This is a genomic window from Mesorhizobium sp. WSM4832 (assembly GCF_055811115.1).
On record NZ_JBVVQH010000001.1, the window covers coordinates 335,697 to 349,625 of the forward strand.

The following is a 13,929-nucleotide window of genomic DNA, read 5'->3' on the forward strand; positions in this document are numbered from 1 at the left end:
GGAAAGTTGGGTTTGATGAACACGACATCCGCGGTCAACGTCGCCGGCGCCAGGCCGCTGCAATTCCCGATCCCGGCCAACGTCTATGCCGAGACCGTGGTATCGGTGAAGCATTATACCGACCGGTTGTTCTCCTTCCGCATCACCCGTCCGCAGTCGCTGCGCTTCCGCTCCGGCGAGTTCGTCATGATCGGCCTGCCCAATGCCGAGAAGCCGATCTTCCGCGCCTATTCGGTCGCCAGCCCGGCCTGGGACGACGAGCTCGAATTCTTCTCGATCAAGGTTCCGGACGGCCCGCTGACCTCCGAGCTGCAGAAGATCCAGGTCGGCGACACCGTCATTATGCGCCAGAAGTCGACCGGCACGCTGGTGCTCGACGCGCTGACGCCCGCCAAGCGCGTCGTCATGATCTCGACCGGCACCGGCATCGCGCCCTTCGCCAGCCTGCTGCGCGATCCCGACACCTATGAAAAGTTCGATGAGGTCATCCTTACCCACACCTGCCGCGACAATGCCGAGCTTACCTACGGCCAGGAGCTGGTGGCGGCGCTGGAGAGCGACCCGCTGATCGGCGAGCTGACCGGCGGCCGCGTCACGCTCTACAATTCGACGACCCGCGAGGAGTCGGCGCGCATGGGCCGCATCACAGCGCTGATCGGCTCGGGCAAGTTCTATTCCGACCTCGGCATCGGCAAGCTCAACCCCGAGACCGACCGCATCATGATCTGCGGCTCGATGCATATGCTGAAGGACGTCAAGGAACTCGCCGAAAGCCTCGGCTTCCAGGAAGGCTCGCTCAGCCATCCGGCGAGCTTCGTCGTCGAGCGCGCCTTCGTCGGCTGAGGCACGTCTCAGCCCGCCAGCTCTGTTGGAGGCGTCTGAGATTAGCGACGACATTCGAGCTTCGTCATTCTAGGGCGGAGCAAGGAGCGGAGCGACGCGCGCAGACCCTAGAATCCATTCCGCGATGCTAAGGCGTTGCAGCGGTTACAGAATTCTGCGCCATTGCACTCTGCGGCTGAGGTCACGGAATGGATACTCGGGTCAAGCCCGAGTATGACGAAGGGAAGGGCGTTTCGGCCAATCTCCAACGCCGGGAGCGCCCACTCAGCACGATGCTTTGACCATACGGTCAAAAATCTACTGCCTTGCCAGCCTTTTTCCGCTATGAGCCTTTGAAAGACTCGTGAAGCGTTGCTTCGCGGGCTATCTTTGTGCGCGTCGCCCAAAAGTGTCGAGCGGTTTTGGGAAAACGACACGCACCAAGAAAAACGGCAAAAAGCTGAGTGAAAGGGCAGGAGATGAGCACGATCCGCGAGGCCGGCGCAGGCGCGTCCAAGGTTATGCCGCTGCCGGCGCGCGCCGCCGCCAACACCCCTGCGCCGCAGGAACATGGCATTGCCCGCAACCCCGGCATGAAGCTCGATCTCGGTTTTCTCGAATCGGTGCGTAGCGTCAACCGCTCGGCGCTGGAGCGCCGCGTCGCGACGCTGACCAAGCGGCGCTCGATCAAGGCCGACAACCAGGCGGCCTGGCTGCTGCGCGCCATTGCCTGCATGGACCTCACCACGCTCAACTCCAATGATACGGACGAGCGCGTGCGCCGGCTCTGCGCCAAGGCGATCAACCCGCTGCGTCGCGATATCGTCGAGGGTCTCGGCATCGCCGGCGAAACCATCCGCCCGGCGGCGGTCTGCGTTTATCATCCTTTCGTCGCCACCGCGGTCGACGCCGTGCGCGGCACCGGTATCCATGTCGCTGCCGTCTCCACGGCCTTCCCGCACGGGCTTGCGCCGCTCTCGACCCGCCTGCAGGAGATCGAGGCCTCGGTAAAGGATGGCGCCGACGAGATCGACGTCGTCATTCCGCGCGGCCTGGTTTACGGCGCCAAATGGCGCGAGCTGTTCAACGAGATCGTCGCCATGCGCGCCGCCTGCGGCGACGCCCACCTCAAGGTCATCCTCGGCACCGGCGATCTCGCCACGCTGCGCAACGTCATGCTCGCCTCGATGGTGGCGATGATGGCGGGCGCCGATTTCATCAAGACCTCGACCGGAAAGGAAAGCGTCAACGCCACGCTTCCCGTCGGCCTCGCCATGGTGCGCGCCATCCGCGCCTATTTCGAGGAGACCGGCTACCTCATCGGCTTCAAGCCGGCCGGCGGCATTTCGACAGCGAAAGTCTCGCTCGACTGGCTGGTGCTGATGAAGGAAGAGCTCGGCCGGCCCTGGCTGGAGCCCGACTTGTTCCGCTTCGGCGCGTCCAGCCTGCTCACCGACATCGAGCGCCAGCTTGAGCATCATCTGACCGGCCACTATTCGGCCAACCACCGTCACGCGATGGCGTGAGCGCCCCACCCTCCCCCTTGTGGGGAGGGTCGCCGCGCAGCGGCGGGGTGGGGGTCGAAAGAACAACAGCCTATCCAATGCACGAAACCATCAGCCATTTACCCCCACCCCGATCGGCCTCGCCGATCGACCCTCCCCACAAGGGGGAGGGTAAAGGAGGCGCCACATGAACATCCTCGAACGCTATCACGCCATGGAATACGGCCCGGCGCCGGAAGCCCGCAACGAGGCCGATGCCTGGCTCGCCGGGCGCGATTTCGCAAAAGCGCTGTTCATCGACGGCGCCTGGAAAGCCGCCGCCAGCGGCAAGACTTTCGACACCAGCGAGCCGTCCTCCGGTAAGCTTCTGGCCAAGGTCTCGGACGCGGGTGCCGCCGACATCGACGCCGCGGTCTCGGCCGCCGCCAAGGCGCTGCCGAAATGGAGCGCCAGTTCGGGCTATGCACGTGCAAAAGTGCTCTACGCCATCGGCCGCGCCATGCAGCGCCACCAGCGCCTGTTCGCGGTGCTGGAATCGATCGACAATGGCAAGCCGATCCGCGAGAGCCGCGACATCGACGTGCCGCTGGCCATCCGCCATTTCATCCACCATGCCGGCTGGGCGCAGGCGCTTGAGAAGGATTTCCCCGACCACAAGCCGGTCGGCGTCGTCGGCCAGGTCATCCCGTGGAATTTCCCGCTGCTGATGCTGGCCTGGAAGATCGCGCCGGCGCTTGCCGCCGGCTGCACGGTGGTCCTGAAGCCGGCCGAGTTCACGCCGCTCACCGCCATCCTGTTCGCCGAAATCTGCGAGCGGGCAGGCGTGCCGAAGGGCGTCGTCAACATCGTCCAGGGCGGACCGGAAGCGGGTGCCGCCATCGTCAATCATCCCGGCGTCCAGAAGATTGCCTTCACCGGCTCTTCGGAGGTCGGCAAGATCATCCGCAAGGCGACGGCTGGATCGGGCAAGAAACTGTCGCTGGAGCTCGGCGGCAAGTCGGCCTTCATCGTCTTCGAGGATGCCGATCTCGACAGCGCCGTCGAAGGCCTGGTCGACGGCATCTGGTTCAACCAGGGCCAGGTTTGCTGCGCCGGCTCGCGCCTCCTGGTCCAGGAGGGCATCGCCGAAGCCTTTATCGCCAAGATCAAGGTCAGGATGAGCCGGCTGCGTGTCGGCAGTCCGCTCGACAAGAACACCGACATCGGCCCGCTTGTCGATCGCACCCAGCTTGATCGCGTCAAAGGCTTGATCGCGGAGGGCGCGAAGCAGGGCGCCGTCTGCTGGCAGCCGGACGCTGCCTTGCCGGCAACGGGCTACTATCATCTGCCGACACTGGCAACCGGTGTTTCGCCGGCTAATATTCTGGCGCAGGAGGAGGTTTTCGGCCCGGTGCTGGCGACGATGAGCTTCCGCAACACCGAGGAAGCGATCGAGCTTGCCAACAACACGCGCTACGGCCTGGCCGCCTCGGTGTGGAGCGAGAATATCAACCTAGCGCTGCATGCCGCGCCGCAGTTGAAGGCCGGCGTGGTCTGGGTCAACGGCACCAACATGTTCGACGCCGCCTGCGGCTTCGGCGGTTATCGCGAAAGCGGCTTTGGCCGCGAAGGCGGCCGTGAAGGCATGTTCGAATATCTTGCCGCCAAACTGCCGGTTGGCGCGGTCCTCAAGCCGGCTGCAGCGGGCTCGGCCCAGCCGGTCGAACAGGCCGACGGCACGACTATCGACCGCACGGCAAAGCTGTTCATCGGCGGCAAGCAGGTGCGGCCGGACGGCAACTACTCGCTTGCCGTCGCTACCGCCAAGGGCAAGCTTGCCGGCGAAGTCGGTCTCGGCAGCCGCAAGGACATCCGCGACGCGGTCGCCGCCGCGCGCGCGTGCAAAGCCTGGCCGGAAGCGACGGCCTACAACCGCAGCCAGGTGCTCTACTATTTCGCCGAGAACCTGTCCGGCCGCGCCGACGAGTTTGCGGCGCGCCTCGTCCAGCTCACCGGCGTCGCCGCAAAAGCCGCGCGCGAGGAGGTCGAGCAGTCGGTCGAACGGCTGTTCCTCTATGCCGGTCTCGCCGACAAATTCGAAGGCAGCGTCCACCAGCCGCCGGCCCGTGTCGTCACGCTTGCGCTGCATGAGCCGGTGGGCGTCGTCGGCATCGTCGCGCCGGACAACCAGCCTTTGCTCAACTTCGTGTCGCTGGTCGCGCCGGCGCTCGCGATGGGCAACAGCGTGGTCGCCGTTCCGTCCGAGCGTCACCCGCTTTTGGCCACCGACCTCTACCAGGTGATCGAATATTCCGATGTTCCCGCCGGCGCCATCAACATCGTCACCGGCCGCAGCGCCGAGCTTTGCGGCGTGCTGGCCAAGCATGACGATGTCGACGGGCTCTGGGTATTCGCCGATGCCGACACCTGCGCCAAGGCCGAGGCCGACTCCATCGGCAACCTCAAGCGCGTCTGGACCGGCAATGGCCGTAGCCTCGACTGGACCTCGAGCGAGGCCGCCGGCGAGGCCTTCCTGCGCCGCGCCATCGAGATAAAGAACGTCTGGGTACCTTACGGCGACTGATGCCGAGCCTGCTATCGCGAAGATGATCCCGTTCGGGCTTGACGCTTCTGCCTGTGTTCTTTAACGAGAAAAAACATCTTTATCTGTGAAATCCCGGCGTAGGCCGCACGATGCCGGCTGTCTGGCACACGGCGCCGCAGCGGGCCATCGATAAAGGCGGACGCATCAGGCAGGCAAGGAGAGAGGCATGGCAGACCTGGCAGGCAAGGTGGTCGTGGTCACCGCAGCGGCGCAAGGCATCGGGCGGGCCAGCGCGCTGGCCTTCGCCAAGGCGGGCGCCACGGTCCACGCCACCGACATCAACGAGCCGCTTCTTGCCGATCTCGCCAGGACTTCCGGGATAAAAACCCGCAAGCTCGATGTGCTGAACGACGCGGCCGTCACCGCTGCCTTCGCCGAGATCGGCCGTGTCGATGTGCTGTTCAATTGCGCCGGCTTCGTCCATTCGGGCTCGATCCTTGAAATGAAGGATGAAGACCTCGATTTCGCGCTGAACCTCAATGTTCGTTCGATGATCCGCACCATCCGCGCGGTGCTGCCCGGCATGCTGGAGCGCGGCGACGGCTCGATCATCAACATGGCGTCGCTGGCAAGCTCGCAGAAGGGCGTGCCGAACCGCTTTGCCTATGGCCTGACCAAGGCGGCGGTGGTCGGCCTCACCAAATCGGTTGCCGCCGACTATGTCGCCAAGGGCATCCGCTGCAACGCCATCTGCCCGGGCACGGTCGAAAGCCCGTCGCTGCAGGACCGCATGCATGCCCAGGGCGACTATGAGGCGGCCCGCGCGGCTTTTATAGCTCGCCAGCCGATGGGCAGGCTCGGCACGCCGGAAGAGATCGCCGATCTCGCCGTTTATCTGGCCGGCGCCACCTACACGTCGGGGCAGGCCTATAATATCGACGGCGGCTGGTCGATCTGACGGCTGCCTTGGGAAAAGACCGGGGGCGGCAGGCGTTTATCGGCACAGGGGTTGGCAGAGTCTGAAAATCCAGCCGCTCGCCCGACTTGAGTGAGATGCGCGCTTGCCCACGATCAGGTCGATGACTACGGTCCGACCGGCCCAGCCAAAGAGTTTGAAAAAACGGCCGTAGGCCGCAAGCAGGAGAGAAAAGATGAAGTTGTTGCGCTACGGTGAGACAGGCAGCGAAAAGCCCGGCCTGCTCGATGCGGACGGGACGATCCGCGATCTTTCGGCTCATGTCGCCGATATCGCCGGCACGACACTTCATCCGGCCTCGCTGGAGATGCTCTCGAAGCTCGATCCGAAATCGCTGCCAGCCGTTTCCGGCAAGCCGCGCCTGGGCGCCTGCGTTGCCGGCACCGGCAAGTTCATCTGCATCGGCCTCAACTATTCCGACCATGCCGCCGAAACCGGCGCCACCGTGCCGCCGGAGCCGATCATCTTCATGAAGGCAAGCTCGGCCATCGTCGGGCCGGATGACGACGTGCTGATCCCGCGCGGCTCGGTCAAGACCGACTGGGAAGTCGAGCTCGGCGTCGTCATCGGCAAGACGGCGAAGTACGTCTCAGAGGACGACGCGCTGGATTATGTTGCCGGCTATTGCGTCGCGCATGACGTTTCCGAGCGCGCCTTCCAGGCCGAGCGCCAGGGCCAGTGGACCAAGGGCAAGTCCTGCGACACCTTCGGCCCGACCGGCCCGTGGCTGGTGACCAAGGACGAGGTCGCCGACCCGCAGAACCTCAAGATGTGGCTGACCGTCAACGGCAAGACGATGCAGAACGGCTCGACCAGGACCATGGTCTACGGCGTGAAGTATCTGGTCTCCTACCTCAGCCAGTTCATGTCGCTGCATCCCGGCGACATCATCTCCACCGGCACCCCGCCCGGCGTCGGCCTCGGCATGAAGCCCCCGGTGTTCCTGAAGGCCGGCGACGTCGTCGAGCTCGGCATCGAGGGGCTCGGCCAGCAGAAGCAGACCTTCAAGGCGGACGAGTAGCGCGACCTTTCCCTTCTCCCCTGTGGGAGAAGGTGGCCGCGAAGCGGCCGGATGAGGGGTGCTCCAGGGAAAGCCAACGTCTCACTCCGCTGGAACACCCCTCATCCGTCACGCAAGGGGAGAAGGGGACGCCGCGCCAGTCTATTTCAACACTCTTCCATCCGCTCCAAACCGGTACGTCTTGGCCGCGTCCGGCGTCGCATAAAGCGTCGCGCCCGGCTCGGCATTGTAGACGCCGAAGATGCGCACGGTGATCAGTCCCGCCTTCTCGCAGTCGAGATAGAGGTTGGTGTCGGCGCCGAGATGCTCGGCATGCACCACCGTGCCTTTCCAGGTGCCGGACTTCGCATCGACCGTCAAATGCTCCGGCCGCACGCCGATGGTCTTGGCTGTCCCGCCCAGCCGCGCGCCATCGATGAAATTCATTTTCGGCGAACCGATGAAGCCGGCGACGAATTCGTTGGCCGGCGAATTGTAGAGCTCCATCGGACTGCCGATCTGCTCGATCTTGCCGGCATTGAGCACCACGATCTTGTCGGCCAGCGTCATCGCCTCGACCTGGTCGTGGGTGACGTAGATCATCGTCGCCTTCAGCCGCCGGTGCAGCTGCGCGATCTCAAGCCTTGTGTTGACGCGCAAGGCGGCATCGAGGTTCGACAGCGGTTCGTCGAAGAGGAAGAGCTTCGGCTCGCGCACCACGGCGCGGCCGATGGCGACGCGCTGGCGCTGGCCGCCCGACAACTCAGCCGGCCGGCGTTCGAGATAGGGCTCGAGCGACAGCATGGCGGAAGCGATCTTGATGCGCCGCTCGATCTCGGCCCCCGGCGTGCCCGCCTGCTTCAGGCCGAGGCCCATATTGTTCTTCACCGTCAGATGCGGGTAGAGCGCGTAGGTCTGGAAGACCATCGCGATGCCGCGTTTTGCAGGCGGCGTTATCGAGACGTCGGCGCCGTCGATCAGCACACGGCCGGAGGTCGAGTCCTCCAATCCGGCGATCACGCGCAGCAGCGTCGATTTTCCGCAGCCGGACGGGCCGACGAAGACGACGAATTCGCCGTCCGTCACTTCGAGGTCGATGCCCTTCAGCACCTCGACCGGCCCAAAAGCCTTCTTCACATTCTCGATCTTCAGCGAGCCCACGGCAGTCCTCCAAATTGATGAGTGGGCGCCAAGACACCCCCCTCTGTCCTGCCGGACATCTCCCCCTCAAGGGGGGAGATTGGCAGCTTCAAGGTCTCGCACCACTTTGCGGCGCTGGTATTTAGCGAAAGCAGTTCCGACATCTGATCTCCCCCCTTGAGGGGGAGATGGCCGGCAGGACAGAGGGGGGCGCCGTAGAGCGCAACCTGTGACGACAACCCTCTTGTCAAAGCCGCACCGCCTTCCCGCTGCGCACGCTCTCGTCGGCGGCAAGGCAGACGGCGAGCGACTTCACGGCATCGTCCATGTGGCGGGTGAGGTCGATATTTTCGCGGATGGCCTTGAGCAGGAAGGCCTGCTCCAGGTCGCAGAGCTCCTGGTGGCCCGGCTCGCCCTCCATGGACAGCAGCTCGTCTTCCTTGGCGAATTTGCCGTCGGGCCCGGTCTCGGCACTATGCAGGCGGATGGTCGAGGTCTTGGTGTGAGTGTCGATATCGTCGGACTTGACGCCCTCCTTCATCACGATCGACACGCAGCCCTTGGGCGACATCACGTCCTTCACGAAGAAGGCGGTCTCCGAGATCATCGGACCCCAGCCGGCCTCGTACCAACCGACCGAACCGTCATCGAACAGCACCTGCAGATGGCCATAGTTGTACATCGACGGCGCCACCTCGTCGGTCAGGCGCACCCCCATGCCGCGTACCTCGACCGGCCTGGCGTCGGTGATCTGCAGCATCACGTCGAGATAATGCACGCCGCAGTCGACGATCGGCGAGGTCGTCTGCATCAGCTGCTTGTGCGTCCCCCAGGTGTGGCCGGAGGACTGCTGGTTGAGGTTCATGCGGAACACGTAAGGGCCGCCGAGCTTGCGCGCCTCGGCGATCAGCCGCACCCAGGACGGATGATGGCGCAGGATATAGCCGATCACCAGCTTCCTGCCGTTGGCCTTGGCAGCGTCGACGACGCGTTGCGCGTCGGCGACGGTCGTCGCCAGCGGCTTCTCGACGAAGACATGGCAGCCGGCCTCGAAGGCCCGCACCGCGTAGTCGGCATGGCTGTCGGAATAGGTGGCGATGGCGGCGACATCGGGCTTCTCGTCGCGCAGCGCGTCCTCGAAGGAGCGTCGGATGCCGTAGCCGCCAAGCCCGTCAGGCAGCGGCACGTCGGAGCGGTTGATCAGCGCGGCGATCTCGAACCCCGGATTGGTGTGATAGGCCAGCGCATGGCTGCGGCCCATATTGCCGAGCCCAGCCACGACGACGCGAAGGGGTGTTCTGTCGCTCACCTGACTGCTCCATCTCCTGAGAGGGTGTCACCCCACCCGGCGCTTCGCGCCGACCTCCCCATCGAGGGGAGGTAGGGCGTTGGCGTGAACATCCCCACCACCGAAGAAGCTGCTCTGAATTGGGAACCCAAGCGGTCGACCATAAAGCGGCGACCTCCTACCTCCCCTCGATGGGGAGGTCGGCGCGAAGCGCCGGGTGGGGTGGAGGCGCCGGCGGAGATCTGTAGGGCTCCGCTCACTTCACGGCTCCCGACGTGATGCCGCGAATCAGCTGCCGCGAGAAGATGACATAGAGGATCAGCACCGGCAGGATCGCCAGCGACAGCGCGGCCAGGATCGCGTTCCAGTTGGTGACGAACTGGCCGAGGAAGAGCTGCGCGCCGAGCGTCACCGTCTTGGTCTCTTCCGACGGCGCCAGGATCAGCGGGAACCACAGATCGTTCCAGATCGGGATCATGGTGAAGACGGCGACCGTCGCCATGGAGGGCCGCACCAGCGGCAGCACCAGCCGGAAGAAGATCGTGTATTCCGACAGCCCGTCAATGCGTCCGGCGTTCTTCAAATCGTCGGACACCTGCTTCATGAATTCCGACAGGATGAAGATGGCGAGCGGCAGGCCTTGCGCGGTGTAGACCAGGATCAGCGACGTCAGCGTGTTGACCAGCCCGCTCGCTACCATCAATTGCAGGATGGCGACCGTGCCGAGGCGGATCGGGATCATGATGCCGAGCGCCAGGTAGAGCCCCATCACCGTGTTGCCGCGAAAACGGTATTCCGACAGCGCGAAAGCGGCCATCGCCCCAAACAAAAGCACGAAGAACAGCGAGGCGACGGTGACGACGAGGCTGTTCTGGAAATAGTGGATGAAGTCGCCCTGGCCGATCACCGTGGTGTAGCCGATCAGGTCGAAGGTCTTCGGCGTCGGCGGCGTCAGCGGCGCGCCGAAGATGCCCGCGCGGGATTTGAACGAGTTCATGATGACCAGGATCACCGGAAACAGGGCGATCGCGGTGTAGGTCAGAAGGATCGCGTGGGCGCCGATGGCGCGGGGAAGAGAGCGGGTAGCGGTGCTCATGGCGCGCCTCAGAACTGGTAGCGACGCAAGCGCGTCTGCACGAGGAACAGGTAGACGCAGACGCCGCCGAGGATGATCAGGAACATCATCGTGGCGATCGCCGCGCCCATGTTGGGGTCGCCGACCTGCAACTGGAAGCCGAAGAAGGCGCGATAGAGGAAGGTGCCGAGGATGTCGGTCGAATAGTTCGGTCCGGCGAGCGCGCCTTGCGCCGTGTAGATCAGGTCGAAGGCGTTGAAATTGCCGACGAAGGTCAGGATCGAGATGATGCCGATCGAAGGCAGGATCAGCGGCAGCTTGATCTTCCAGAACTGCGCCATGCCGGTGATGCCGTCGCATTCGGCCGCCTCGATCACCTCCTCGGGGATCGACAAAAGGGCTGCGTAGATCAGCATCATCGGGATACCGACGAACTGCCACACCGAAACCAGGCTGAGCGCCGTCAGCGCATATTGCTCCTTGCCCAGCCATGGCGTGAACAGGCTTTTCAATCCGACGAAATCCATCAGATGCGGCGCCACGCCCCACAGCGGCGACAGGATCAGCTTCCAGGCGAAGCCGACAATGACGAAGGACAGGATCGTCGGCACGAAGATCGCCGTGCGGTAGAAGACGGCGAAACGCAGCCGAGGGCTGGAGAGAAGCGCCGCCAAAAGCACGCCGATCGGGTTCTGCACCAGCATGTGGATGATGAAGAACCAGACATTGTTGCGCAGCGCATTCCAGAAATTGACCGACCAGTTGGGGTCGCCGAACAGGGTGCGGAAATTGTCGAAACCGACGAACACCTGGTGCTGTTCGACGTTGCGGAACAATGAGAGTTGAAGCGTGCCGGCGAGCGGCAGGATCATGATCGCCGTGTAGACCAGCACCGCCGGCGCCAGGAAGACGCCGACATGCCAGCGGATCGGTCTTTTCGGTCGTGTCTGTGCGGCCATGAGTTCGGTCCCCGCCGTCTCTCGGTTCCAGGTCGGATGATGCTAGATGATGCCTCGATGCGCGGCCCGATTGTCCCCTTCAGGGGGAAGACAAGGCCAGCGACAGATCGGCTCCGTCTTCCCCGCAAGGTGAGGGTAAGACCGTGAGGCTACGCCGACAATCGCTATCCGGAACTGTTTGGATGCCGGCCGGGATCGCGCCCGGCCGGGATCGCGATCGGTGCTCTTACTTTGCCGGCTTGTACCAGCTGTCGAGGCCGTCCTGCAGCTTCTTGGCCGCTACCTCCGGCGTGTCGGTGCCGTTGATCACGTTGGCCGATTCAACCCAGGTCTCGTTCTCGAGGTTCGGCGTGCCGCGCGACAGGATCTGGTAGGTCGAGCGGATCGTCGACTTGCACTTGCCGCGCCAGGAGACGAATTCCTGCGCCAGCGGGTCTTCCATCTTCACCGGCGAGGAGTTCAGGCTGAAGAAGCCCGGCAGCGCGTTGGCGTAGATGGTGGCGAAGTCCGGCGAGGCAACCCACGACAGGAACTTCTTGGCCTCTTCCGCGTGCTTCGAGGCCGCGTTCAGGCCCATGCCGATATCGGTATGGTCGGAGATGTAGCAGGTGTCGCCGGCCTTCTCGACCGGCGGCGGGAAGGCGCCCATCTTGAACTGCGCCTGGGTGTTGAACAGGCCGATTTCCCACGAGCCGGCCGGGTAGATGGCGGCGCGGCCGAGCGTGAACAGGTTCTGGCTGTCCGGATAGGTCTGCGCCTCGAAGCCGTCGCCGAGATACGGCTTCCACTTGGCCAGTTCCTCATACGGCGCGACCCAGTCCTTGTCGGTCAGCTTCTGCTCGCCCTTGATCAGGGCTGCGCGGCCTTCCTCGCCCTTCCAGTAGTTCGGGCCGATGTTCTGGTAGCCCATGGTCGCGGCTTCCCACAGATCCTTGGTGCCCATCGCCATCGGGATGTAGGTGCCGTCGGCCTTGATCTTGTCGAGCGCCGCGAAGAACTCGTCGCGGGTCTGCGGTACCTTGATGCCCAGCTTGTCGAAGGCGTCCTTGTTGTAGATGAAGCCGTGGATGACCGAAGCCATCGGCACGCAGAAGCTCGACTTGCCGTCGTCGGTCTGCCAGGCGGCCTTGGCGACGGGCGAGAAGTTCTCCATGCCCGGCAGCGCGGTAAGGTCGGCGAGGTTGCCCTTCTTGAACAGCTCGAGTGACTTGTCGAAGGGGCGGCAAGTGATCAGGTCACCCGCCGATCCGGCGGCGAGCTTGGCGCCGAGGGCTGCGTCATACTCGGTCGGGGCCGAAGGCGCGAACACCACCTTGATGCCGGGGTTCTTGGCTTCGAAGGCCGGGATCAGCTTGTCCTTCCAGATGGTCAGGTCGTCGCCGCGCCAGCTTTCGATGTTGAGCGTCACGTCCTCGGCCAGAGCCATCCCGGTCGTGCCGAGGATGCTTGTGCCGAGCAGAAGGGCCGTCAGTAGTTTGGTCGTCATCTTCAGTCTCCCTGTTGACCTTTTTCAGGTTCGGTTTTGAGAACAGAGGCTCAGCGCCCCTTGCTCCCCTCAATCGCGGAAAGCGCCGGCCTGAGCTTCTGGCCGGTTCCTTCCAGTATCTTCTCGGCCGCGTCGGCGCTGGCGGCGCCTGCGGCGAGCAGAATGGCGGTTTTGACAACGCCGCCGCTTTCCTCGAGCAGGCGGGCGGCATCGTCGCGGCTGCGGCCGCTGATGGCGGCGACCATGCGCACGGCGCGGTCGCGCAGCTTGATGTTGTCGGCGGTGAGGTTGACCATGTAGCCATCATGGACATGGCCGAGATGGATGGCGGTGAGCGTCGAAAGCATGTTGAGCGCGATCTTCTGCGCGGTGCCGGCGCCCATGCGCGTCGAACCGGCGATCAGCTCCGGCGGCGTCTCGAGCAGGATGGCGACGTCGGCTTGCTTGAAGAGTGCGGCGCCCCTGTTGTTGGCGATCGCGACGCTTGCCGCGCCGCGGCGTCGCGCGTCCTGGAGCGCCTGGACCGCATAAGGGGTCGAGCCGCTGGCCGAGATGGCGATCAGGCAGTCGCCCTTGCCGATATTGGCTGCGGCGACAGCCGCCGAAGCTTCCTCAGTGTCGTCCTCCGGTCCGCCGGCCAGCGTGCGGAACGCTTCGTCGCCGCCGGCGATCAGGACGGCGATGCGGTCGCGGGCGATGCCGAAAGTGCCGGGCAGTTCCAGCGCGTCGGCAACCGCCATCAGGCCGGAGCTGCCGGCCGCCGCATAGGCGAGCTTGCCGCCGCTCTTCAATTGCCTGGCGATGAGTTCGGCGGCGGCGGCGATCGCCGGGATGGCCCCTTGCACGGCCTTGGCGGCCTCGATCTGGGCATTGGCGAGGAACGCCAGAATGGCTTCCGGGGCCTGGACATCCAGCCCCTCGGCATTCTGGTGGAGCGCTTCCGTGCGCGTCTCGGCCATCCATTTTCCTCCGATTGAAGAAACAATACCAAAAAAATACCACTTGTCCACACGCATTAACACTTTTCAGATCGAGCAACTCGCCTGCCGGCAAATTATCGTGGATTTTCAATAAAATACGGCTTAATCTTTTTTGAACTGAAATTAACTCTTGGCTATTGGTATTTTATTGGTATTATCAAGATCGAGGAGAAA

Annotated in this window: 11 protein-coding genes; 5 read left to right on the forward strand and 6 right to left on the reverse strand. The window is 64.1% G+C overall.

All coding sequences use genetic code 11. The annotated features are described in order from the left end of the window. Positions 1-15: 15 nt before the first annotated feature. The 5 genes from AC0L2L_RS01645 to AC0L2L_RS01665 all read left to right on the forward strand — a co-directional run bounded on the left by AC0L2L_RS01645 (position 16) and on the right by AC0L2L_RS01665 (position 6,848). Positions 16-843: a ferredoxin--NADP reductase gene (locus AC0L2L_RS01645; RefSeq protein WP_473575727.1), complete on the forward strand. Its 828-nt coding sequence runs from the start codon at positions 16-18 to the stop codon at positions 841-843. A gap of 458 nt (positions 844-1,301) precedes the next feature. After that, positions 1,302-2,348 (forward strand): deoxyribose-phosphate aldolase, encoded by a 1,047-nt coding sequence (deoC, locus tag AC0L2L_RS01650; protein ID WP_473575729.1) that lies wholly within the window; start codon positions 1,302-1,304, stop codon positions 2,346-2,348. Between the two features lie 166 nt (positions 2,349-2,514). Continuing rightward, positions 2,515-4,890, forward strand: a complete 2,376-nt coding sequence (locus tag AC0L2L_RS01655) for an aldehyde dehydrogenase family protein (RefSeq protein WP_473575731.1) — start codon at positions 2,515-2,517, stop codon at positions 4,888-4,890. Positions 4,891-5,077: 187 nt separating this feature from the next. After that, positions 5,078-5,809, forward strand: a complete 732-nt coding sequence (locus AC0L2L_RS01660) for an SDR family oxidoreductase (protein WP_473575733.1) — start codon at positions 5,078-5,080, stop codon at positions 5,807-5,809. A gap of 193 nt (positions 5,810-6,002) precedes the next feature. Then, the gene (locus AC0L2L_RS01665; RefSeq protein ID WP_473575734.1) at positions 6,003-6,848 is read left to right on the forward strand and encodes a fumarylacetoacetate hydrolase family protein; all 846 of its coding nucleotides are present in this window, start codon (positions 6,003-6,005) and stop codon (positions 6,846-6,848) included. A gap of 141 nt (positions 6,849-6,989) precedes the next feature. Here AC0L2L_RS01665 and AC0L2L_RS01670 read toward each other — a convergent pair whose 3' ends face one another. The 6 genes from AC0L2L_RS01670 to AC0L2L_RS01695 form a co-directional block, all read right to left on the reverse strand. After that, complete coding sequence (locus tag AC0L2L_RS01670) at positions 6,990-7,988, reverse strand: ABC transporter ATP-binding protein (protein ID WP_473575735.1); 999 nt, start codon at positions 7,986-7,988, stop codon at positions 6,990-6,992. A 226-nt stretch (positions 7,989-8,214) separates the two neighbouring features. After that, entirely contained in the window at positions 8,215-9,276 is a 1,062-nt protein-coding gene (locus tag AC0L2L_RS01675; protein ID WP_473575737.1) for a Gfo/Idh/MocA family protein, read from the reverse strand. 235 nt (positions 9,277-9,511) lie between these two features. Next, the gene (locus AC0L2L_RS01680) at positions 9,512-10,351 is read right to left on the reverse strand and encodes a carbohydrate ABC transporter permease (RefSeq protein ID WP_473575738.1); all 840 of its coding nucleotides are present in this window, start codon (positions 10,349-10,351) and stop codon (positions 9,512-9,514) included. An 8-nt stretch (positions 10,352-10,359) separates the two neighbouring features. Continuing rightward, on the reverse strand, positions 10,360-11,289 hold the full coding sequence (locus AC0L2L_RS01685) for a carbohydrate ABC transporter permease (RefSeq protein WP_027169255.1): 930 nt from the start codon (positions 11,287-11,289) through the stop codon (positions 10,360-10,362). Positions 11,290-11,515: 226 nt separating this feature from the next. Next, on the reverse strand, positions 11,516-12,775 hold the full coding sequence (locus tag AC0L2L_RS01690) for an ABC transporter substrate-binding protein (protein WP_473575741.1): 1,260 nt from the start codon (positions 12,773-12,775) through the stop codon (positions 11,516-11,518). 50 nt (positions 12,776-12,825) lie between these two features. Beyond that, positions 12,826-13,734 carry an N-acetylmuramic acid 6-phosphate etherase gene (locus tag AC0L2L_RS01695; RefSeq protein ID WP_473575743.1) on the reverse strand — a complete coding sequence of 303 codons (909 nt, stop codon included), beginning with the start codon at positions 13,732-13,734 and terminating at the stop codon, positions 12,826-12,828. Positions 13,735-13,929 lie beyond the last annotated feature (195 nt).